The sequence below is a fragment of the Flavobacterium sp. P21 genome (assembly GCF_050632225.1).
In the GTDB taxonomy this organism is placed as follows: Bacteria; Bacteroidota; Bacteroidia; order Flavobacteriales; family Flavobacteriaceae; genus Flavobacterium.
Window position 1 is genome coordinate 600,754 of record NZ_CP192585.1, and the last position, 22,147, is coordinate 622,900.

Here is a 22,147-nt window from a genome sequence, read left to right on the forward strand (position 1 = left end):
AATTTTGCTTTCGTTTACTTCACAAATTGTTTCTCTTTTTCAGAGAAGCTTTTGGATTGTAAAACAAAGTCTTTTAGATATTCTTTTAAAGCGCCGTTTTGATCGGCATAATGCTCTGTAAGATATTTTTTGTCTTCTTTTATATTCTTTTTATAGCCCGTAATTCCAGGTACGTTTTCTTGAATGCTCAAGCGAATCATTCGGATTTCGATATTGTTGGGTTCGCTTTTTATGGTCGATTCAAGCAGTTTTGCACCTTCCTTAAAACGGTCAATTTTTTCTTTTAATTTCTTTTTGAAATTGGCATCCAATAAAATTGAAGTCGCTTTATAAGCAACCAAAGTTTTATTATCATCGTCAGAAATTGAAGCTAGTTTTTCTGAAAATTCTTTTGCATTACTCTCCGATTTTGTAACAACAGTATACATTTTTCTGATGGAAGCCAAATCTGGAGTTCCAGCAAAATTTATCCATAAAAGTAATGTCAATAGCAGTTTCATAATTACATTTTTTTGTACACATTGCTTAATTTCAAAGCAACAGTATCATTAAAATAAGTAGTGTTTTTTACTTTAACCAAATTATCTTCAGTTGTGGTAATGTCAAGTTCTAAGCGTAACTCCGGATTTACTTCAGGATTGATAAGCGCCATAAATTTTACATTGGCAAGCGTCTGAATCATTAAAGTTTCCTGCGTAATTTTTTCCGTCAGTTCTTTAATAATCTGAATCATGCAAACCCCCGGCATAATCGGGTTTCCTGGAAAATGACCTTTGAAAACCTCATGTTTTTCATTGACCAAAATTGTAATAGTATATTTAGAATCTGATATTTTTTCTTCCGAAAGTATGCTGTAAAAATCTTTTAAAACCATTTTTTATTTTACTTTAAAAGTATAACTGATTCCAAACTGCAATACCTGATTTAAAATAACTTGGTCATAATAATAGTCGTCATAGTCAATACCATCATAACCATAAATATCAATTAATCCTTGTTTAAATCTTGCCTCAAAAGTTAGTCCGTTTGGCAAAGTATAGCCAATACCTCCAACAAAAGAGAAATCTGTACCAATAGGATCATAGCCATATCGACCAAAATTGTCACTTGTTTTCAAATCAAGTGATGGTCCTGCTAAAACATGAAAACCTTGCCCACCAAAGTTAAACTTTGCAACTGCGCCAAGCGTTACATAATTTAATTCATATTTTGTATCCTGTAAAGTATTTGATCCGTTGTAATATTCTCGCCCTTCGGCACCTTGTCTCGAATACGTTATTTCAGGCTGAAGTGTGAAAAATTTATTGAATTTTATGGCAACTAATCCTCCAATATAATAATCAGCTTTCATGCTGTTGTTATCAATATTGGTTAAACTAGTAAGGTTTAAACCGCCTCGAATTCCTGGACTAACAGATACTTGTGCTTGCGCAGAAACAAGTCCAATAAATAAAACAAATGCAATTAAGGTTAGTTTTTTCATAGTTGGTTTGGTTTGTATTTTTATTCTGATTTAAAATAATTTAGTTCAATTTTCAACTTTATATTTTGATGTAAAATGACGATATTTTTAGCAAATTTATCGTTTTCTAAAGTAAAAGTAATTGTTATTTTTTCTTTTGACTTCGATGAACGAATTAGTTTTTCGAATTTTTGATCTTTTTTGGAAATAAAAAGATAATTGTCGCGATCTCCGTCTGCCGATTTATAAATGTCAAAATCTTCGTTTTCGAATTGTTCCTGAATTGCAAAATCTTTCTTCAAAAGAATTCTGAAATCTTCTGTTAAAGTATTAATCAAAATTTTTCGGTCTAATTCTGATACAATTGAATTGACTTTAAATGTCTTTTCAGAAATTTCAAAATCCATTAATTTGTTGCCAAATTCAGTTGTAAAAACTACTCTATGCGTAGTGTCATTTACCTTTTTGGCAATAAAAATTCCAGACATTTCATGACCGTAAACCGTGATGTTGGTTTTATAAACATAATCAGCATTTGCGTCAGCGAAATACGGAACTTCTATCTTCGTTTTGTCTAATTTTTTAGGCGTGTAATTTTTTGTGACCGAGCCACAGGAAACCAAAATAATTGCCAGAAAACAATTAATTAGTAAAAACTGAATCGTCGATTTTTGCATTGATTACTTTATTTTTAAGTACAATTCGGGTATAATCCTCAGATGATTCTAAAAGTTTTACCTGAACAACTGTTGCTTCTTCTTTATCAAAAGTCAGTTCGATTTGTTTGATGTATTTTTTCAAAGTTGCATCTTTCGGAATAAATTTCGCCAAGTTTTGACCTTTCAATTTAAAATAGGAAATCGTAAATTCTTTGTCGTCAAACATATTGCCGCTTACGCTTCCAATAATCAGTTTGTTGATTCTGGCGAAGATTTTACTGTTGCCAATATCAACCGCACTTTTCTTTCCTTCGTCGTTAATCAGGATTTTTCCGTTCTTGAAGACAATGCTGTAATTGTATGGTTTTTTGTATTGCCAAGACAATAAAGCCGGTTCTTTAAAAACCATTTTTCCAGAAGTTTCAATATCTTTCGACAAAAAATCCAAATGTTTGTACTGAACAAAATCAGTGCTCAATGTTTTGATTTTTTTGGCCACTTCATTTACATCTTGCTTGAAAGAAGCAATTTCAGCATCGGTCATTTTTTGTTCTTGAGCAAATATATTGCCTGAAATAAATAGAATTAAGAGCGCTATTTTAGTTTTCATATTTTATTAAAAATTGTGCTTATTATCTGCCACGAATTGCACCAATTTTCACGAATTTTTAGTTTAAGAAAATCCGTTTAAATCCGCGTCTTCGCGATAGCGAATCCGTTTCATCCGTGTTCAATTTCATAAGCATTAAGATTCAGTAATTCCTCCACAGAAACCACTTCATAATTATTTTGCTGTAAAAATTGCAAAAACTGTTCCAATACTAAAACAGAGTGCGGAGCAGTATCATGCAAAAGTACGATTCCACCGGGAGAAATGCGTTTTTTAATTCGGCTTAAAATCAAATCCACATTTTTTGTTCCACCGTCAAGCGAACGAATATTCCAGCCAATTACTTTGTGATCGGTAAAGTCTAGAGCTTCAGCAATTGATGGCGTCGTAACTCCGTAAGGTGGACGAAAAAAGTTGATTTTCTTAGAAGTGAATTTTTCCAGAAGTGCATCTGTTTTCTGAATTTCTTTGGTGATTTTTTTGGTATTATAAAAATCAAAAAATTTAGAATGCGAGTACGAATGATTTCCAACCAAATGACCTTCATCAATAACCTTTTGAAGAATTTCGGGATGTTCTTCGATATTTTTTCCGATGCAGAAAAAAGTTGCTTTGGCATTGTATTTTTTCAGCAATTCCAAAATTTCCAAAGTAAAAACACTTGGTCCGTCATCAAACGTTAAGGCAATTTTTTTTCTGTTTCTGATGGATTATTGCAGAATGCTTTTACATGATAATTAGAAGAAATTCGGGCAGAGCCAAAAGCATTTATAACAATCCAAAGAAGAAGATATACAAGATACCATAGCTTATTAATTTCTATAATTATTTTTAAAGCAAGTAATAAAATAAGTAAAAAATAGAAGAGCCTAGATATGTTTTTATGCGTTATCATTTTGAAAGCAACGTAAAACTATGATTTTTTCCATTTACTTGATTATAAAGTAAAATGGTATTATAAGAAGGTTTTGAAACCGAATTCACTTTTATAATTTCCGGAATTTCCTGAGTTTTTAAAACTTTTGAAGCCATCCACAAAGCAAAAGCCGAAGCCGTATCGAAAGCTCCGCTCAAATGTTTATAATAAAATTGAGGCGTTTCTGCGAAAGCATTGTCACTTAGATTTCTGTAATAAGAATCAGAATCTGAGTTTCCATCAAAACCTAAAACAATAGCGTCAAGATCTGCAATTTCCAGATTATTTGCTTTTAGAAAAGAAATTAAAGCTGTTTCAACTTCATTTTCTTCTAAAGTATTTACGATTTCAACATCAAGAATTTCGGCATACGTATTTTCTTTTCGTTCATTTTCCAAAACAAAAAAACTCGCGCCTTCACCATACACAACTCCACTAGAATTTGCATTTAAAATATCAGAAGGAAGATCAGTTTCTTTTTTAATTCTTCCAGCCAATTTGAAAAGCGAAAGTGTATATTCACCGTTTTCATCAACGCCGCCAACTAAAATCGAATTGGCTTCGTCTTCTTCAATCTGCATTTTAGCATCCAAAAGTGCTGATTCAAAAGAAACTGCGCCATTTACATACGTAAAATTATAGCCTTTGCATTGTAAAGAAAGTGCAATTTGCGCACCAACCGTATTATGTGTTGATTGAATAAATGAAGTTGGCGTTAAAAATTCTTCATTATTATCGAGAATGTTTTTCAGGAATTTTTCAGAATCTTCGATACAACCTAAACCAGTTCCGGTAATGATGGCATCGACATTTTCAACATTGGCATCTTTCATCGCCAAAGCCGAAGCTACGATTCCGTTTTTCACTCCTTTTGCCATTCTTCTGATCATGGCAGGAGAAATGTAATCTTTATAAACTGGAGGAACAATTGTTAGAACAGTTTCGTTTTTGTTTACAACGGCTTCTTCCAAAAAAACAGTATCAAATGTTTTTTGAGTCGAAATACAGCCTACTCCATTTATATATGTTTTTTTTGTCATTAGCTTTTTGAAAATATAAGGGTTGAACAATTTCCTCCAAAACCGAAAGAATTGGATAAAACATGTTCGATATTTTTATTTTTTAAAGTAGTCTGAGGTTTCAAATCGAATTCTTCCATTTGATTTTCAAAATTCAAATTCGGATAAACCACATTATTTTGAATCGCTAAAACAGAATAAACGGCTTCAATCAATGCTATCGCCGCTAAAGTATGTCCTGTAAAAGGTTTTGTAGAGCTAAAATCTGGAACTTTTTCATCTTCATAAATTCGGAGCAAAGCTCTTCCTTCAGACAAATCATTGTTTGGCGTTGCAGTTCCGTGAACGTTGATATAATCAATCTCAGAAGGTTTTATTCCTGAAACTTCAAAAGCTTTTTCATGGCCAAGTAAGCGCCGTCGCCATTTTCTGAAGATGCAGTTTGATGAAAAGCGTCGTTTGCGTTACCGTAACCTGAAACTCTTGCCAAGACTTTTTTGTTTTGTTTCGCCACAATTTCGTCCGATTCTAAAACCAAAAATGCACCACTTCTCCAAGATTTAAACCTTTTCTATTATTGTCAAAAGGCTTGTTGTAATCGTCAGATAAAATCATCAAAGTTTTGAATCCGTTGATGGTAAATTTTGCCAAAGCATCAGTTCCGCCCACAATTACACGATCCAATTTTCCGGTTTTAATTAATCGCGCGCCTAACATAATCGAGTTTGTCGCCGATGAACAAGCCGTACTGATTGTCGTAACCATTCCTTTTAAACCAAGTTCCGAAGCAATTTTTTCAGCAACATCGCCGCCGTCATGACAAGTGATATATTTTACCAATTCTGGTTTTTCAAAATAATCGAAATAATGTTTTTCGGTCATATCCATTCCGCCCACACTTGTAGCCGAAATAAGTCCGGTTCTGAATTCGTTGATTGAGGTAATTCCGGCATTTTCAACTGCTTGTTTGGTCGCCAAAGCGCCAATCATAGCGGTTCTCGAAAAATTATTATTTTCTGAAAGCTGTAATTCGGAAATTAATTCTTCATTGGTTTTTTTGATTTCACCAACTTTGATCACATCGGCATGAACCGTCGGAATATTTTCAATTCTGGAAATGCCAATTTTATTTTCGATCAGCGAAATATAATTTTCTTCGACTGAATTTCCAATCGAAGAAATAATTCCCATTCCCGTTATTGCGACACCTTTCATCTAATTTTAGATTTATGATTTTAGATTGTAGATTCTTAGAACTTTGTCAAAGTTTTAAACTTTGACAAAGTTGACGGATTTTTAAACCATTTTAGATTTTAGATTTCCAACTGGAATCTAAAATCTAAAGTCTAAAATCTGAAATCTATTTTGTTCTGTTAGCGTTGATGTAAGTTGCCATAGTTTCGATTGATTGGAAAATTGACTTTCCTTCTTTCGGGTCAACCAGTTTAATTCCGTAATCTTTATCAAGAATCACGATCAATTCAAGTGCATCAATCGAGTCTAAACCTAAACCGTCTCCAAACAAAGGATCGTTATCGGCAATGTCTTCAACAGCGATATCTTCTAAGTTTAAAGTTGTAATGATTTTATTTTTTAATTCTTCTTTTAATGCTTCCATGCTTATCTATTGTATAATGTATTGATATTTTCGTTTGTATATTTTTCGTTTTCTTTTTTGCTGATAACACAAAGAAAAGCTTTATAATTTTCGTCAAAATATTCGACCCAACCGCATAAAACTGAATCTGCTTTATTTGTGTTTAAAAGAATATCTGAATAATTAGACAGAAATTCGGCGTTGAAAGCATCAAATATAAAGAAAGAATTCTCACTTTTCAGCTGATGGCGGATACTTATTTCGCCCAAACAAATATTTGGCAGTGTATAAACAAAAACCGCCGGACTCGGATAATAGTTTTCTTTGTCAGAAATCGATTCCTGATATTTCACATCAGTATCTAAACTTGACGATTTATTCGCCAAAACCAAAGCAATATTATTTTCTTCTTCAGATGAAATAATCGGACTCAAAAGCAATTCTGATCCTAAAAAAGCCAGTTTGCTCAAAGCATCCATTTTGAAAAACTTTGGATATTGTATTTCAAAATTACGCAATGCTTGTTTAGAAAAATCAGCAAAATCGGTTGGTTCAATTTTGAATACAGAAGTTCCGTTCAAAACAATTTGGTTGTTTTGGATGGTGATGTAGGATTGTATGTAGGTTTTGTTGATCATTCTTTTAATTAGTATAAAAATTTATACTGAATAAGTGATTTTAAATCTTCTCCATTTTTTGATTAATAATATCATTTAATGGTCTAATGAAATTATCGATATTTTCTTTTCCATTTTTTATAATGTAAAACTTTTCAACTTTTTCTTTTAGTTGTACGAAAAAATCTAAGGAGGTTTTTTCAATATTTAAATCGTCGTAGCAATCATATAAATATTGTGATAAAAATTCTAAATTTTCTTGATCATAAGTTCTTAAAAAGATTGAACAATAGAGATAATTTTTATCTAGAAATTCATTGTTGCTAAAAAGAATTTCATCAGCTAAATGATAAAGTAAATCTTCATTCCAATTTAAGATTTCGATTGAAAAATTTTCACTATCTGTTTGATTTAAATTGCTTATGAAATCTCTAATGTAAGGCTGAAACACCAATTCATAAAAACCACTACTTGACCCCAGATTACTTTCAATATCTTTTTTTAGACCTGCAATTTTATCACTCATATTTCTAGCAATTTTAATGATATTGAACTTGTAAGTTTTCTTTACAAGTTGGAATTTAATTTTATAGATTAGATATCTGATGAAATTCTACGAAAAATATCCAATATTAAAACGAAAAAGCTTTCTTTCAAAAGTTCTTGTAGATACTGTATATTCTACAATGGCTTTAGAAAATCAAGATGTTTCAAAAATAAAAATAATTCAAATTGTTGATTCTATTTTGAAAGAAAGAGAATTAAAAGATTCAGCATTCTTTAAATAGATTTTTGTTATTTTCTATTTTATCTTTTCAAAAACAACAGCCGTATTGCAACCTCCAAATCCAGAAGCTGTTTTCAAAAAATACTCTATATTTCTTTCTTCATTTTTCTCAATAACATTTATAGCTTCGCTAACTCCAATTTCATCAAAACCTTTCGATTCAAAAAGCATATTTCGATTTGCAGATGCAATCGCAATTACCGTTTCCAATAATCCTGAAGCGCCTAAGGTATGACCGTAAAATCCTTTCAAACTATTGATTGGAACATTTTGTAAATCCAATCGGTTTAAGGCAATCGCTTCCATTTCGTCGTTGAACGGCGTTGCGGTTCCGTGTGCTGAAATATAATCTAATTTATTGGCTTCAATATTTGCTTCTTTCAAAGCATTTTGAATACTTCTGAACAAACCTTCACCTGTTCTTGAAGGCCCTGAAATATGATTCGCATCGTTTATCGAACTATCTCCAATTACTTTTATTTTCGCGTTTTTGGCTTCAGCCGAAACTAAAACTGCAGAAGTTGCTTCGCCCAAACTTACTCCGGTTCTGTTTTTAGAATAGGGTTTACAAGGCAATTCGCTCATCGCCTGAAAAGCATTAAAACCAGACAAAACAAATTCCGAAACTTCGTCGCCGGCCACAACAAAAATATTGTCATAAAGTTCCGACTGAATCATTCTTTTAGCAACAGAAACAGCTAAAATTCCGGAAACACATGCATTTGAAATCACAATTGGTTGTGTTTTGAATCCGAAGAAATTGGCAACGTTTTTAGCCAAAACATCTAAATGTGCATTATTGAAATTTTCTTCAGAGTTGTTTTTTAAAGCCGTAACATTTCCTTTTGTTGTCGAAAGTACAAAAGCAGTTTTCGAATTCAATTCAACTCCAGAAGTTTTGATAATCGGCTCTAAAGCCAAAATCATCATTTTCTCTAAACGGGAATATTTTCTTTCAGCGCTGATTTTTGCAAAAGCGCTGTTTATTTTTTCATCAGAAATAATCGAAGCATAAAACGGATTTGGCATCAAAGAAGTATCATTATGCAATTGAATTCCAGAATCGCCACGCAAAATCGCTTCGATGTTCGACGGAACATCAAATCCTAAAGGCGTGATACAATTGGTTTGTGTAATGTATATTTCTTTTGACATTTTAATTATTCATTTTTTTATTTTAGATAAATCCAATTCAAAAGTTTCCTTCCAAGTTCTGCAATACGGAATTATTGACTTTGAATCTCCAAAATAAATTTTCTTTAAACCATTTTCGGAATATTGTAATATCATTATATCATCTGCGAAATCTAATGTGCGTTTGTTAAAAGAAACAAATCCTGATTTTTGCGCTGTTGTTTTAACACTGATTTTTCGATTATTTGAACATATTACATCATATCCTTTTTGATTAGTTTTAAGCGCTAATGTTCCATTTGTTTCTATCGCGCAATAAAATTCTCCAATCCTTCCTAATAAATGACGAACTTCTGTAGGACTACATCCTAATTGATTAATTTCTATATCTAAGACTTGCAGATATTTATCTAAAAGTACTTTTATATCTTCTTGTTTCAAATAATTAAAATTTTCTTTTCCCGCAGAATTAATGTTTTAATCTGTGCTAATTCGTGAAATTCGTGGCGAAAAAACTTTATTTCAACAATCCAACTTTCCTTTTCCATTCCTCATAAAAAGGAGGATTCGTCAGCATTAAATTTCCTTCTTTATCTAAAAAAACCTGAGTTGTTTCGCCAGTGCAGGCAATTTCGCCTTTATGATCAATAATCTTAAAACGATAAATTATTTTCGTGACCGGAGTATCGACAACTGTGGTTTCAATTGTTACAACATCGCCGTAGCGCAAAGACAATTTATGTTCGCATTTTGATTTTACAATTGGAGTCGTGTAACCCGTTTTTGCGATGTCCAAATACGTAAGTCCGTGCTGGCGTCCAAAGGCTTCACGACCGTCTTCAAAATACGTAATATAATGGCCGTGCCAAACTATTCCAAGCGGATCAGTTTCGTTAAAACGAATTCTGATTTCGTGCGAAACGGTTAAGTTTGAGGCTTCGTTATACTGTTCTTTTCTTTTTGTCATAAAATAAGGCAATGGAAGTTGTGATTATAAAGAACAAAAATAACAAACTTATTTTTGGAATGATTTCGACGAACGAAACGTTGCGCAATAAAACGTCATAAAAAGCTTCTAATCCCCAATTCATCGGTGAAGATTTGGCAATGATCTGCATGATTTTTGGCATTGCAAAAACCGGAACCCAAATTCCGCCAATTGCGGCCAGAATAATAACACTTGTTGCACCAAAAGGTGCTGATTGTTCTTGAGTGCTCGCAACGGTTCCTAATAAAATTCCGAATCCGATGGCGCCAAAACCTGAAAATAAAGCGACAATACTCATTAAAAACAAATGACCTTCAACATTTAAAGGAGGCAAACCAATGTGCGGAAACAGGAAAATCGCAACGGCAACCATCATATAAAACTGAATCATACAAATAACAGAATAGGTAATGGTTTTGCCAATAATGACAACCAAATTCGAAACTGGATTGGTCAATAATCGCACAAAAGTTCCTTGTGATTTTTCTTTTACAATATTGATAGAAAGCGGAATCACAATAAAAAATATCGCAAAAAGTGTCCAAGCCGGAACGTTGTGCTGAACCGAATTTGGCAACACTTCTTTGTTGTTTATTCTCGGAACAATTTCTTTAAAAGTGATAAAACTTTTTTGATCAAATTCGGTGTTTTCCTCGCCAAACTGATTTTGAAAAGCAGTATAAATTGATTTGGTTTCGATTTGAGAAATCATTTTGTCAATCGAACTCATAACTGAATTTTTGAAACTCAGCTGAACCGCCGGATCAAAATATAATTTCACTTCTTTTTGAGTTATAACTTTTGGTTTTTCAGGTTTTGCAACGCTGTCTGTAAAACCCATTTTGCTCACAATGTTTTCGACATTCTGATCGACTTTGGCTTGCAAATCGGCGCTTAGGTTTTTTGGGATTACGATGGCCAATTGAAATTTTCCTTTGTAGACATTTTCTCGGGCAACTTCTTCGGTAATGGTTTTATTGTCGATTTGTGTTACAACGCTAAATAAATTATTCTTTTGAAGATTGTCAAAAACCGTTTTCGAAACAGCGCCTTTATCATTGTCAACCAATAAAATCTGAATTTTATTATCGCTGACTGTTTTAAAAGTGCTGTCTTGAATAATCGTAACTGTAATTACCAAAACCAACGGCATGATAAATAAAATAATCAAACCGCCTAAATCTCTTTTCAATAAAAGAAATTCTTTTACTATCGACATCCAAATTTTATATATCATCTCGCAAGTCTTTACCGGTTAATGAAATAAAAACATCTTCGAGATTTCTGGCATTTTCTGTAGTTTCAATTAGGGTTTCTGGCGTTCCTTTTGCAAAAATTTTGCCTTGGTCTAAAATGGCAATATTGGTGCAGAAATCTTCGGCTTCCGCCAAATGATGTGAGGTATAAATAATCGTGGTCCCGTTTTGATTTAAAACTTTAAGATAATCGATAATTGCATTTTTTGACTGAACGTCAACGCCAACAGTTGGTTCATCCAAAAACAAAACTTTCGGATTGTGCAGAATTCCGGCAATCAAATTCACACGGCGTTTCATTCCGCCAGAAAAAGTATGAATTTGTTTATCGGCGAATTTTAATAAACCTAAAAGATCTAAAGTTTCGATTACTTTATCTTTCAAATCAGAACCTTTCAAACCGTACATGCTTCCAAAATAATGCAGATTTTCTCTCGCAGTCAAAGTTGGATACAAAGCGTATTCCTGAGGAACAACGCCAATGATTTTTTTGATTTTCGAAGAATGATGGTGATAGTCTAAATCATCGATTGAAAAATGTCCCGAAGTTGGTTTGATCAATCCGCAGAGCATCGAAATTAAAGTGGTTTTTCCGGCGCCATTCGGGCCTAATAATCCGAAAATCTGGCCTTCATTTATCTCCAACGACACATCGTTCAAAGAAAACTGATCGGCATCTTTGTACTTTTTCGAAAGAGATTCTATTTTTATAATGGAATTCAAAATATAATTAGCTGATTGCTTTTTTTAGTTTTTTGAAAAAGATTTCTTCGCGATTCGCAATGTCCAAAAGTTCATCGGCAATGGCGTTGTAAGCGTCTTCTTTGGCGCTTCGGTTTTTATAAATTCGGGAAGCTTCAACGGCAAAATCGCGCCATGAATCTCCAATTTGTGTCATTTCTTTAGAAAGTGTTTTCAATTCTTCATTTCCTAAAACAACCGAGGCTTCTTGTAAAAACGCAGCGTAAATAAATCGGAAGCCACCGCCACCAGTTCCAATTTCTTCCTGCATACGAACCATTTGTGCCAAGTAATGATTTGCTTTTCTAACGCCGTGTTTCTTCGGCCATTTTCGAATTTGTCGCGAAACCATTTTGATACCACGAACGCCTACAATTGGCATTGGCGCCAGCATATCGCGACAAGTATTTTTGATTCCTTTTATGATTGCACTTTTTAAATCAACAGTTGACGGAATCTGAATAGGATAATACATTTGTCCGCGTGGCGCAAAAGCGCCTTTGGCAAAACGCACTTTATCCATTTCTTCGTGTGTCAAAGTGGTAACGGTTTCCATCACCGGATCGCTGATCAAATAATCAGTTTCGGTTTTGCCGTAAACGACTAAATTGTGCGCGTTGAAATGAAAGCGATATTCATCAGGAAAATAACTCAAATGATAAACACCAACTTGTAATCCCGTTGGAATATTGTTTTTTAGATTTTCTTCTAAAGCTTTATTGGCATTGGCAACCGAAGAAAATTTTTGTCTTTTAATTTTAAGATTTAAGCGATTGGCCACTTTATTAAAAATGTGTCCAGGCAAAGTTCTGTAACTGATTGCCGGTGCATGATTTACTTTTAAAAAAGGCAAATAGACGAAAAAAAGTCCAGAACCAATTCCGAAAACCATCGGTTCGCTGATATTGAGTCCGCTGTTTTTTAAGAGGTTTGAAGCTACTCCGTTTTCACAATGAGCAGATTGATGATGTGTAAAAGTAACTTGCATTATTTTGTAATACTATTTTTTAATTCGGCAATTGAAATGTCAAAAGCGTCGGCATATTTTTGTAAAGTTTTGTCATTTAGTTTGGCAAAAACGGAAGGCTTAAAATGTCTTTTTACGCGCCATTTCCACATATCGACATAACCAGCAAGAATCGAAAGATCCATTTTGTTGAGTTCCATAAAATAACAAATCGGACTCAATTCTCCGTTTAGCACTTTTTGTTTTGCTTCTTCGGCACGTTCTTTTATATCGTCGATGGCGTTCGAAAGTGCAATGGCTTTTGGTTCCCAACCTGTACTCAAAGCGGTTGTGTAATTCCCGTTTTCGTCGGTTGCATAAACCAATTCTTTGAGATTTTTTTGCTTAAATTTCCATCGTGTTGAGGTACATTTTCTTTTTCCATGACGGTGTTTTTTTAATCTATACCATTAAACGTATCAAAACCAAAATAGGTAATATTTCAATTATAATTAATAAGGCAAGATTTATTAAGGCTAAATTTTTCTTTTTTTGACAAAAAAATAAATCATTTCTACTAAGAGAAATAGACAATAAACTTGACTTAAAAAGAAAGCTAATTCATCAGAGTTTATTTTGAAAACAGCAATAAGTATCAATATTAAAATTCCTAATCGAATCAATAAATGATAAAGCGGTTTTTTCCTATCCATTTCGATATTTAATTATTTTTCAACAGAAATCGTCTTCTGAATAAACAAATTAATTTCGCATTCTAACAGTTTTTTATCTTCGAATAAACTCTCGCAACTCATTGTACATAAAGTATAATCGTCGCCAACAAATTTGGAAACCAAAGTTGCTTTGGTTGTAATAACATCGCCAACTTTTGGCAATGCATGTATTTTTAAATTCTTTAAAGCGCTGATAAAACCAATAACATTTACGTTTTCATTTTCGGTTCCGTCTTCTTCAAAAAATATTTTTTACCGACAATTGATGAACAAGTCTGCGCGGTATTTTCGATTAAACCGGCTTCAGTAAAAATGCCTTTATCAACAAAAATATTGTCTTCTTGGATTAAAAATTCGGTTTCAACAGAAGTGGCATCAATTTCCAAAATCAAATCGACCATCAGCATTGGCGCGCGGTGCGGTAAATAATTTTGTATGTCGATTCCAACTTTCATCATAATATTTATTGTGCTAGAACGGTTTTCATTTGTCCGCTTGCAATTTCTTCATCGTTTAAAAAAGTCACGATATCTACTAAAGTCACTCCGGCAAATTCCTGCAAAATGGTAACATTCGACTGAATCGTATCATTTATTTTAGGCAATTTTTTAATCTGAATATCTTTGATAGAACCAATATAACCAGTTGGAGCAATTTCATTTTTCAAAAAAACTGATAACCCGTATGCAAGGCAACAGACTGCGCCATATGTTCAATTAAGCCAGCTTCTAAAAAAGAGTTTTCTTCTAAAAAAATATTGCTTTCCTGAATTTTCAAACCAGAAATTAATCCCGTTTCTGAATAAGAAAACATACGATCCACCATTACAAAAGGGAATTTTTGCGGAAGCAGATTTTCTACAGCTTCTTTTTCTAAAAGGACAACGGTTTCCATTAGCAAACAGTTAAATACGCATACGCAAATGAAAAACGTCCGCTTTCTGGAACCGACAATAAAATTTTGTCTCCTTTTTTCAATTTTCCAGAATTCATTAATTCTTCAACTGCAATATAAATTGAGGCGGAGCCCACGTTTCCAACTTTCAAAAGGTTCATGAACCATTTTTCAGATGGAATTACAATTCCTTTTTCGTCTAACCCTTTTTTTAGTCCTTCAACAAAAAAGTACGAAGAAACGTGTGGCAAAAAGTAATCAACATCATCGGCAGTAACATTATGTTTTGCCATAGCATCGGTCATACTTTCGACACCTTTTGGCAGAATAAATTCGTCAAGCAGTTTCACATCCTGTTTTACTGCTAGAACGGATTCGTTTAGCAATTGTTCAGGTTTGTACTCGCTCCACGGTTTTATTTCCCCGTTTTCTAGTTTATCTCCGCCTGCATACATGCAGGTTTCCAATTCGAATGCATACGAATATGCTTCCATCCATTCGATTTTTAAAGAAATATTTCCGGTTGGTTTATTTTCTAATAAAAAAGCACCAGCTCCGTCTGATAACATCCAACGTAAAAAATCTTTTTGAAGGCAATAATAGGCTGTTCTTCCAGATTTTTTAAGTTGATGATTTCCTGATTGTATTGTTGTGCCGAAAGCCAAGTCGAAACTTTTTCAGATCCTGTGCAAACTGCATTTTTAGAATTTCCAGATTTTATCGAAAGAAAACCATATTTCAAGGCATTCATTCCAGAACAGCAAATTCCAGAAGAAGAGTTCAATTCAACCGATTTGTTTTTCAATAATCCATGAACCATTGCGGCGTGCGAAGGGGCAAAAACATCTGGTGATGATGTTCCGCAAGAAAGTACTTCTAAATCCTGATCAGTGAAATTTTCGTCAAATAGCTTTTCAATAGCACTTTTTGCTAATTCGGCATTACTATGTGTGCTTTTGCCGTTTTTGTCAACGGCATAATATCGGCTTGTAATTTTATTATTGCGCAAAATAATACGTCGTGCTTTTGAAGCAGTATCGTTTATTAGCCCTAAATAGTTCTCCATTTCATCGTTAGAAACAGCGTCATTCGGCAAATATTTTGCGGCTTTGGTAATATATACGTCAAACATAATATAATTTTCTCCTCTTCTAAACCCCTTGATAGTATTGAGTTTCTTTTTTTATAGTTTTAATCTTAAACGGATAGCTAATAACATGCAATATATATACTATTGGCGAGATTACCCATATTGCAAGGAATAAATAAACATAAAATAATTTCAGAAGCAGTTTTCTGTTTTTTTGGTTTTTATGAATGAAATTAGACCATTTATTAAAGATTTTGTTAGCAGTTTTGTCTACAGTCACTAAATACGGACTGATTTTTACGGCTCCAATTTCGGCTAATTTTGGCTGTAAATCTTCTAATTTGTTTTGTTTGAATTCGGAAAGCATGATTTCGCCAAATTTATCCGATTCCTGAATGTCTTTGTCCGAAACTCCAGGCAACGGAAAAAAGCCTAAATAACGTTTTTTGACTCCAGAAAACATCCAGTTTACAATTGTAATGACGCTGATTAGATTTCCAACGCGATCGACTAACGCAACATTTCCAACCAATTTTGCATTGGCTTCTTTCAATAAAACTTTCACTTTTTCCTGCGCCATAATCCACATATTTCGGGAACCGTTTACGGTAATAACGGGAGTATTGTTTAAAATAGTCTTGGCTTCAGCACTTTTTAAGAAAGAGTTCATCGGAATTGAAGGTGTCAAATACCAAACCTGATAATGCAGTAAAACAAGATCAAATTTTGTGTTCAGAATTTCGTGCGGAACTGGTTTTAAAGCCGTTGGAATTTGTAGAAATGATTCTGGAAAGGCGTCAAAAAAAGTGGTTTTATTCCACGGAAAAGGAAACGGTTTTTCTAATTGAATTTCATGAAAAGTTACGTTGATTTCATCTGAATTCAGAAAAGGTTTTGCAATGTTGCGAGCAATCGATTCCAGTTGTCCAGATTGGGAATAATAAATAACGAGAACATTTTTCATTTGGGTTTGCTTTCTTTGGTTGAAAGCAAAAATAGGTAAATTATTTTAAACGAATTTTCTTGTTTAATGTTTCGTTTTACAAGTTTTTTTAAGCTTGGATTTGTGGTACGGTTTGAATCTCGCAAAGTCGCAGAGGCGCAAAGGTTAAATTTAAAATGAATTTTAAAGTGCAGTTTGTCATTTCTGTAAAGGTTAGATATTTCGGTAACAAAATTTAAATTTAATAAATTTTGTTACGATGAGAAATAATAGTCAAGATTGTACATTAGAGAGGAACTATTTAGAGAAATATCGTTTCTTGATAAAAGAATATGAGCAGGTGAAAAACAAAACTCATCCACTTTATAAAAAGGCGATGGATTTTTACACAGCAAATGACACGTGCAGAAAAAGTTTCTTAAAGTATTATAATCGCTATAAACAGAGTGGGAAATCTCAGGATCTATTGCCTCAAAAGCGAGGTCCAAAATATAAAACCCGACGTCCTTTGCCTTTTATAGAACAAAAAGTAATCGAATTAAGAGAAAAAGGAAACAACAAATATGAAATTGTTAGTATCTTAAATCCCAAATTAGGAAAACATGCACCATCATATTCTGGAGTTTATAATATTTTAAAAAGGCATAAAATAAATAGATTAACTCCGAAGATTAAAAAGAATCATCAGAAAATAATCAAGGAAAGAATGGGACAGCTGGGTCATATTGATTGTCATTATTTAAGTAAAAGCATAATTCGTGGAGAAAATAAAAAACTCTATTTAGTCTGTGTAATTGATGATTACAGCCGAATTGCCTGGGCAGAATTAGTTCCAGACATTACCAGTTTAACAGTGATGTTTGCGTCATTAAAATGCTTAAACATCCTAAGCAGTCATTATGAAATAAAATTTGAAGAGATATTATCTGATAATGGGGCTGAATTTGGACCTAAAACAAGCAAAGTCAAAAATAACCATCCATTTGAAAGAATGCTGATGGAATTAGGAATCGTGCACCGATATACAAAACCTTACCGTCCACAGACAAATGGTAAAGTAGAGCGGTTTTGGAGAACTCTGGAAGACGATTTATTAAGAGACACGGATTTTGATTCTCAAGAAGAGCTAAAAGAAGAATTATTACAATATTTATATTATTATAATCACGAAAGACCACATCAGGGAATCGATGGAAAAAAGCCAATTGAAATGATAAATCCGTTACCGAAATAAGTGACTTTTACAGAAATGACAAAAATGAGAAAAAACTCTGCGCCTTTGCGAGATTCTTTACCCATTATGTCAAATCATTCCAAAAATCGAAATAATTGAACCATTGCAAAGGATATTTCTGCAGAATGCTTTCAACGCTTTTTACGTATTCTTTTAATAAGCCTTTTTCGTCGCGGTGTTTTACTGTTGCTTCTCGGGCGTATAAATGATAATGCAGATTTGGTTCTTTCATTACATATACAAAAACAACAGGAACTTTTAATCTTGAAGCGATTAAAAATGGGCCAGCAGGAAAATTAGCTTCTTTACCCAAAATTTCTTCAGAAAGTGATTTGGTTCCTTCAAAATAGCGATCGCCGGTAAAGCAAACCAATTCATTATTGGCCAAAGCCGAATTGATTTCGAAAATATGCGATAAATCGTCTTTTATGATGATGAATTTCACAGAAGATTTTTTCGTGACGCTTTCCAGATAATTCTTGATTGCCGAATGTTCTAAATCGGTCGTAACCAAATTGATTTGAAAATCAAGATCGATGTCGCCAAAAAAATGTTCGGCGATTTCAAAATTTCCGACGTGTGCACTAATTAAGACACCGCCTTTTTTCTCGGCCAAAAGTTTTTTCAGAATTTCGATTCCGTCAAATTCATAAGTGAATTTATTTCGAAGCCCGGCCGAAATGGAAATTTTGTCAATAATAGTCTGTCCAAAAGTATAGTAACTTTTGAAAACCATTTTTTTGACTGGAAATTGGAATAGTTAAGTCTTTCTTTGAAATAGTAAAAAATAGCCTTATTGCTTTTCTTTAGAAACAAGAAATAATAAGTAGCGACAAAATAAAGTAAGACATAAGCAGATTTCACACCCGCTTTTTGTATCAAAAAAACGAATATTTTATAGCCTAAAACTGTACCTTTTGATTTGCCATCCCATTGACTCATTAAGCGGTTTTAGCTTTTAGTTTGGCTTCGATCAAGTCATAGAAGTTTTGAAAAGTTGCGATACCAACGAAATCTGCCTCTACTAGTTTTACACCAAAGTTAGATTCTATTGAAACTACTAAATCAACATAATCTAAACTATCTAACCCAAGTGTATCTTTTAAATTAGCATCTGGTTCAATTTCGTCATTATCTACTTCAAATTCATCAACCAAAAAACCATTAATTTTCGTTATAATCTCTTCTTTATTCATTGTCCAATTTAAACTTTTTAACCACCAACGCAGAGTTGGTTCCTCCGAAACCGAAAGAATTGGACAAAAATATGTCAAATTTTTTGTTTAACGTAGTTTTAACTAAATTTAATTTCATCGCATCTTCATCTGGATTCTCCAAATTGATGTTTGGCGCAATGAAATCGTTCTGCATCATTATAATAGAATAAATGATTTCGCTTGCTCCGGCCATCCAGCATTCGTGGCCTGTCATTGATTTTGTAGAGCTTACAGGAGGATTTTTTCGCCAAAAACTTCAAAGATTGCTTTTGCTTCGTTTGCATCTCCAACCGGAGTTGAAGTTGCATGTGCATTTATATATTCAATATCTGATGCTTTTAATTTTGCTTCGTCGAGTGCGCGTTGCATGGCTGTGGCAGGACCTTCGACATTTGGAGTCGAGATATGTCCGCCGTTTGATGAAAATCCGTAACCAGAAACTTCGGCGATAATAGTTGCGCCTCTCGCAATTGCAGATTCGTAGCTTTCTAAAATTAAAGTTGCGCCACCGCCACTCGGAATTAATCCGTCGCGATCTTTGTCGAATGGGCGCGAAGCTTTTTCAGGATCGTTTTCTCTATTCGAAAAAACACCTAAACCATCAAAACTGCTCATCGCATATTTGTTGATTTCTTGCGCTCCGCCGGTAATTATGATATCTTGAAAGTCGCTTTTAATTAAAAAATAAGCCAATCCAATAGAATGAGAACCGCTCGCACAAGCCGCACTAACTGTTAAATTAATTCCACGAAGTTTGAAAATCGTCGAAAGATTCATAGTAACTGTAGAATTCATCGATTTGAAAATCGCTCCAGATCCAATTAATGCAGTATCTTTTTTCACGGACAATGTCTGTCGCGTCAATTATCGCTTTAGAAACACTGTCGTTTCCGTACATAATTCCGACTTCGCGATTTTCGAAAAAAGCGTCGTCGATATTAGCATTTTTTAAAGCTTCTATAGTTGCCATATAAGCATATTCGGTTTCTTCACCGATGCTCATACGTTGTCTGCGCGTCAATAAATTTTTTAAATCGGCTTTTGGAACCATTCCGGTCAAAGCTGATTGGAAACCAAATTCTTTTCGTTCAGAATCAAACTTAATACCCGATTTTCCGTTGTATAATGATTCCTTTACTTCATCTAAAGAAGTTCCGATACAAGAATAAATTCCCATTCCAGTAATTACAACTCTCTTATTCATGGTCTTTCAAAGTAATTTTTTTATCCTTAAAGTGTAATTTTCTATGTTTAAAAAACTTAAAATATTATGCAAACATAGTATTCTTAAGAATATATTCCTCCGTTTATGTTTATAATTTCACCTGTAATATAACTTGCTTTTTTAGAAATCAAAAAGCTTACCAAATCAGCAACTTCTTCTGCTTCGCCAAAACGATTTACAGGAATCAGTTTTAATAATTCTTTTTCGTCGAGTTGGCTTGTCATGTCGGTTCTGATAAAACCTGGCGCAACGGCATTTACTGTAATGTTGCGTTTTGCCACTTCCTGAGCCAAAGCTTTTGTTGCGGCTACAATAGCACCTTTTGCGGCCGAATAATTGGTTTGTCCAGCTGTTCCTTTAACTCCAGAAACCGAAACCATATTTACGATTCGGCCATATTTGTTGCGCAACATTTTTTGGATAAAAAACTGCGTTACATTAAAAAATCCACTTGTGCTTGTATTCATTACACTATTCCAGTCTTGTGGTGTCATCCACATAAAAAGACCATCTTTTGTAATTCCTGCATTGTTTACAATAGCTTCAACTAGAGCTTCAGGATTTGCTTCCTGCCATTTTGTTAAAACTTCTTGTACTTGTTCAAAATTAGAAACATCAAAACCTAGAATTTCTCCAGTTGCACCTAATTTTTGTATTTCCTGGAGTGTTTCTTCGGCGCCGGTTTGGTTTGAATGATAATTGATCAAAATATGATAATCAGATTCAACGGCTAATTTTTTACAAATTGCACTTCCAATTCCTCTAGAACCGCCGGTTACTAATACACATTTCATTACTTAAGGTTTTATTTTTATTTGGGGTAAATATTATTTTTTCTTTGCAACCGGTTTTTTTGCTGTTTTTGAAACCGGTTTTGCGTCTTGTTTCGCTTCTTGTTTTGGCTTTTCAGCAGGAGTTTCAGCTACTTGTTTTTTTCTGATTTCGAAAATAGTTCGGCATTTTCAAACCATTGGTTGCTTAAAACAGTTCCGTCTGGTTTAAGAAATCCCCATTTTCCTTCATTTTTTACTCTCGCAACACCGTCGATAAATCCTTTGTCTTGTTGCGTAAACATGGCAATAATGGCATTTGTTGTAATACCGTATTGTGTAGGGATAACTAATTTTCCTGATTCATTTATAAATCCCCAGTTGTTTTCTTTTACCGGAGCCAATCCATTTGTACTGAAAACTTCGGCATCATTATAAGTAGGTTCAATTACAAATTTTCCTTCTGGATTAATGAATCCCCATTTTTTTCCGACTAAAACCGGAGCCAAGTTTTTAGAAAAAGCTTTTCCTTTATCATATATAGGTAGAATTACCCAATTTCCTTTTAAATCAATATAACCGATTTTGCCGTTCTTTTTGGCAAATGTCAAATCCTGAGTTTCAAAATCCCAGATTTTTTCGGCGCCATCAACAGGGATAAATTTTCCTGCGCTCACCAAACCAAAAGTCTTGTCTTTTCTCGCCCAAGTTGTATTTTTGAAATAATTTCCAACTTCAGCATAAGCAGGTTCAACCAATTCTTTTCCTTCGGTATTAATAATTCCCCAGTTTTTGTTTAGTTCTACTCGGGCAAAACCATTTTCAAAAGGTTTGATTTGATCGTATTTTGGTTCTAAAACAATTGTCATTTTATTGTTGATCAAACCCACTTTATTGTTTTGTCTGATAAAAGCAACACCATCATTAAAATCAAATAATTTTTCAGAAGCCGGAGCTTTCTGAACTTCGCCTTTTGTATTGATGTAAACCCATTCCTTATCTTTTTGAACGATTGCAATTCCGCTGTTAAAATCTTTAGCGTTACTAAAATCGGCTGGGATAACCCAAGTGCCTTTTGTATCAATAAATCCCCATTTTCCGTTATTTTCTACGGCAAGCAAGACCTTCAGAAAAACTTCGGGCAGATTTGAATTGAGGCTCAATTTTAAAAGATCCGTCTTTTGACAGAAATCCAATTTTTGAATTCTTTTAACTAATGCCAGTTCTTGACTATTAACAAATTGAATGAAAACTAGCAACAAAAAAATAAGCGGTTTTTTCATGATTTTTAATTTTAATTAATAGCAC

The 22,147-nt window shown here is 33.6% G+C and carries 23 protein-coding genes and 7 pseudogenes; 2 read left to right on the plus strand and 28 right to left on the minus strand.

Annotated features, from left to right (window positions below):
* Positions 1-14: 14 nt before the first annotated feature.
* The 11 genes and pseudogenes from ACQ9BO_RS02895 to ACQ9BO_RS02945 form a co-directional block, all read right to left on the minus strand.
* Positions 15-500, minus strand: a complete 486-nt coding sequence (locus ACQ9BO_RS02895; protein WP_431243569.1) for a hypothetical protein — start codon at positions 498-500, stop codon at positions 15-17.
* Positions 501-502: 2 nt separating this feature from the next.
* Positions 503-874 carry a 3-hydroxyacyl-ACP dehydratase gene (locus ACQ9BO_RS02900; RefSeq protein WP_431243570.1) on the minus strand — a complete coding sequence of 124 codons (372 nt, stop codon included), beginning with the start codon at positions 872-874 and terminating at the stop codon, positions 503-505.
* Between the two features lie 3 nt (positions 875-877).
* Positions 878-1,483, minus strand: coding sequence for a porin family protein (locus ACQ9BO_RS02905; RefSeq protein ID WP_431243571.1), 606 nt, complete (start codon positions 1,481-1,483; stop codon positions 878-880).
* A 20-nt stretch (positions 1,484-1,503) separates the two neighbouring features.
* The gene (locus ACQ9BO_RS02910; protein WP_431243572.1) at positions 1,504-2,139 is read right to left on the minus strand and encodes a hypothetical protein; all 636 of its coding nucleotides are present in this window, start codon (positions 2,137-2,139) and stop codon (positions 1,504-1,506) included.
* A complete protein-coding gene (locus ACQ9BO_RS02915) occupies positions 2,105-2,731 on the minus strand; it encodes an outer membrane lipoprotein carrier protein LolA (RefSeq protein ID WP_431243573.1) in 627 nt (208 codons plus the stop codon). Before ACQ9BO_RS02915 ends, ACQ9BO_RS02910 begins: the two co-directional genes overlap by 35 nt.
* Positions 2,732-2,841: 110 nt before the next feature.
* A complete protein-coding gene (locus ACQ9BO_RS02920) occupies positions 2,842-3,381 on the minus strand; it encodes a polysaccharide deacetylase family protein (protein ID WP_431243574.1) in 540 nt (179 codons plus the stop codon).
* Positions 3,382-3,622: 241 nt separating this feature from the next.
* Positions 3,623-4,687: a beta-ketoacyl synthase N-terminal-like domain-containing protein gene (locus ACQ9BO_RS02925; protein WP_431243575.1), complete on the minus strand. Its 1,065-nt coding sequence runs from the start codon at positions 4,685-4,687 to the stop codon at positions 3,623-3,625.
* Positions 4,687-5,881: pseudogene (locus tag ACQ9BO_RS02930) on the minus strand (beta-ketoacyl-[acyl-carrier-protein] synthase family protein). The gene ACQ9BO_RS02925 and the pseudogene ACQ9BO_RS02930 overlap by 1 nt, the downstream one beginning before the upstream one ends.
* A gap of 145 nt (positions 5,882-6,026) precedes the next feature.
* Entirely contained in the window at positions 6,027-6,284 is a 258-nt protein-coding gene (locus tag ACQ9BO_RS02935) for a phosphopantetheine-binding protein (protein WP_341691702.1), read from the minus strand.
* Positions 6,285-6,286: 2 nt separating this feature from the next.
* Positions 6,287-6,901, minus strand: a complete 615-nt coding sequence (locus tag ACQ9BO_RS02940; protein WP_431243576.1) for a 3-oxoacyl-ACP synthase — start codon at positions 6,899-6,901, stop codon at positions 6,287-6,289.
* 40 nt (positions 6,902-6,941) lie between these two features.
* Entirely contained in the window at positions 6,942-7,406 is a 465-nt protein-coding gene (locus tag ACQ9BO_RS02945; RefSeq protein WP_431243577.1) for a hypothetical protein, read from the minus strand.
* Between the two features lie 79 nt (positions 7,407-7,485).
* On the opposite strand from ACQ9BO_RS02945, the gene ACQ9BO_RS02950 reads away from it, so the two are divergent.
* Complete coding sequence (locus ACQ9BO_RS02950; RefSeq protein WP_431243578.1) at positions 7,486-7,668, plus strand: hypothetical protein; 183 nt, start codon at positions 7,486-7,488, stop codon at positions 7,666-7,668.
* 14 nt (positions 7,669-7,682) lie between these two features.
* Here the strand turns inward: ACQ9BO_RS02950 and ACQ9BO_RS02955 are convergent, their stop codons facing one another.
* The 11 genes and pseudogenes from ACQ9BO_RS02955 to ACQ9BO_RS03005 form a co-directional block, all read right to left on the minus strand.
* On the minus strand, positions 7,683-8,822 hold the full coding sequence (locus tag ACQ9BO_RS02955; RefSeq protein ID WP_431243579.1) for a beta-ketoacyl synthase N-terminal-like domain-containing protein: 1,140 nt from the start codon (positions 8,820-8,822) through the stop codon (positions 7,683-7,685).
* Between the two features lie 9 nt (positions 8,823-8,831).
* Positions 8,832-9,242: a DUF6998 domain-containing protein gene (locus ACQ9BO_RS02960; protein WP_431243580.1), complete on the minus strand. Its 411-nt coding sequence runs from the start codon at positions 9,240-9,242 to the stop codon at positions 8,832-8,834.
* Between the two features lie 76 nt (positions 9,243-9,318).
* Complete coding sequence (locus ACQ9BO_RS02965) at positions 9,319-9,768, minus strand: acyl-CoA thioesterase (protein ID WP_431243581.1); 450 nt, start codon at positions 9,766-9,768, stop codon at positions 9,319-9,321.
* Positions 9,743-11,026: an ABC transporter permease gene (locus ACQ9BO_RS02970; protein ID WP_431243582.1), complete on the minus strand. Its 1,284-nt coding sequence runs from the start codon at positions 11,024-11,026 to the stop codon at positions 9,743-9,745. Before ACQ9BO_RS02970 ends, ACQ9BO_RS02965 begins: the two co-directional genes overlap by 26 nt.
* Positions 11,016-11,768 (minus strand): ABC transporter ATP-binding protein, encoded by a 753-nt coding sequence (locus ACQ9BO_RS02975; RefSeq protein WP_431243583.1) that lies wholly within the window; start codon positions 11,766-11,768, stop codon positions 11,016-11,018. Before ACQ9BO_RS02975 ends, ACQ9BO_RS02970 begins: the two co-directional genes overlap by 11 nt.
* Positions 11,769-11,775: 7 nt before the next feature.
* Complete coding sequence (locus tag ACQ9BO_RS02980) at positions 11,776-12,774, minus strand: BtrH N-terminal domain-containing protein (protein WP_431243584.1); 999 nt, start codon at positions 12,772-12,774, stop codon at positions 11,776-11,778.
* Positions 12,774-13,177 (minus strand): annotated as a pseudogene (locus ACQ9BO_RS02985) (hypothetical protein). The gene ACQ9BO_RS02980 and the pseudogene ACQ9BO_RS02985 overlap by 1 nt, the downstream one beginning before the upstream one ends.
* Before the next feature lie 280 nt (positions 13,178-13,457).
* Positions 13,458-13,921, minus strand: a pseudogene (locus ACQ9BO_RS02990) (ABC transporter permease).
* A gap of 8 nt (positions 13,922-13,929) precedes the next feature.
* A pseudogene (locus ACQ9BO_RS02995) lies at positions 13,930-14,360 on the minus strand (hypothetical protein).
* A pseudogene (locus ACQ9BO_RS03000) lies at positions 14,360-15,492 on the minus strand (beta-ketoacyl-ACP synthase III). The pseudogenes ACQ9BO_RS02995 and ACQ9BO_RS03000 overlap by 1 nt, the downstream one beginning before the upstream one ends.
* 19 nt (positions 15,493-15,511) lie before the next feature.
* Positions 15,512-16,414 (minus strand): dialkylrecorsinol condensing enzyme DarA, encoded by a 903-nt coding sequence (locus ACQ9BO_RS03005; RefSeq protein WP_431243585.1) that lies wholly within the window; start codon positions 16,412-16,414, stop codon positions 15,512-15,514.
* Positions 16,415-16,652: 238 nt separating this feature from the next.
* Here ACQ9BO_RS03005 and ACQ9BO_RS03010 point away from each other — a divergent pair, with 238 nt between their 5' ends.
* On the plus strand, positions 16,653-17,627 hold the full coding sequence (locus ACQ9BO_RS03010) for an integrase core domain-containing protein (RefSeq protein ID WP_431241922.1): 975 nt from the start codon (positions 16,653-16,655) through the stop codon (positions 17,625-17,627).
* A gap of 64 nt (positions 17,628-17,691) precedes the next feature.
* Here the strand turns inward: ACQ9BO_RS03010 and ACQ9BO_RS03015 are convergent.
* From ACQ9BO_RS03015 to ACQ9BO_RS03040, 6 genes and pseudogenes are all read right to left on the minus strand, one after another.
* A pseudogene (locus ACQ9BO_RS03015) lies at positions 17,692-18,569 on the minus strand (lipid A biosynthesis acyltransferase).
* Positions 18,569-18,823, minus strand: coding sequence for an acyl carrier protein (locus tag ACQ9BO_RS03020; protein WP_320569404.1), 255 nt, complete (start codon positions 18,821-18,823; stop codon positions 18,569-18,571). Before ACQ9BO_RS03020 ends, ACQ9BO_RS03015 begins: the two are co-directional and overlap by 1 nt.
* Positions 18,816-20,048: pseudogene (locus tag ACQ9BO_RS03025) on the minus strand (beta-ketoacyl-[acyl-carrier-protein] synthase family protein). Before ACQ9BO_RS03025 ends, ACQ9BO_RS03020 begins: the two are co-directional and overlap by 8 nt.
* An 83-nt stretch (positions 20,049-20,131) precedes the next feature.
* Positions 20,132-20,863, minus strand: a complete 732-nt coding sequence (gene fabG / locus ACQ9BO_RS03030; protein WP_431243586.1) for a 3-oxoacyl-ACP reductase FabG — start codon at positions 20,861-20,863, stop codon at positions 20,132-20,134.
* A gap of 128 nt (positions 20,864-20,991) precedes the next feature.
* Positions 20,992-21,960, minus strand: coding sequence for a WG repeat-containing protein (locus ACQ9BO_RS03035; protein ID WP_431245055.1), 969 nt, complete (start codon positions 21,958-21,960; stop codon positions 20,992-20,994).
* Positions 21,941-22,036 carry a WG repeat-containing protein gene (locus tag ACQ9BO_RS03040; RefSeq protein ID WP_431245056.1) on the minus strand — a complete coding sequence of 32 codons (96 nt, stop codon included), beginning with the start codon at positions 22,034-22,036 and terminating at the stop codon, positions 21,941-21,943. The genes ACQ9BO_RS03035 and ACQ9BO_RS03040 overlap by 20 nt, the downstream gene beginning before the upstream one ends.
* Between the last annotated feature and the right edge of the window lie 111 nt (positions 22,037-22,147).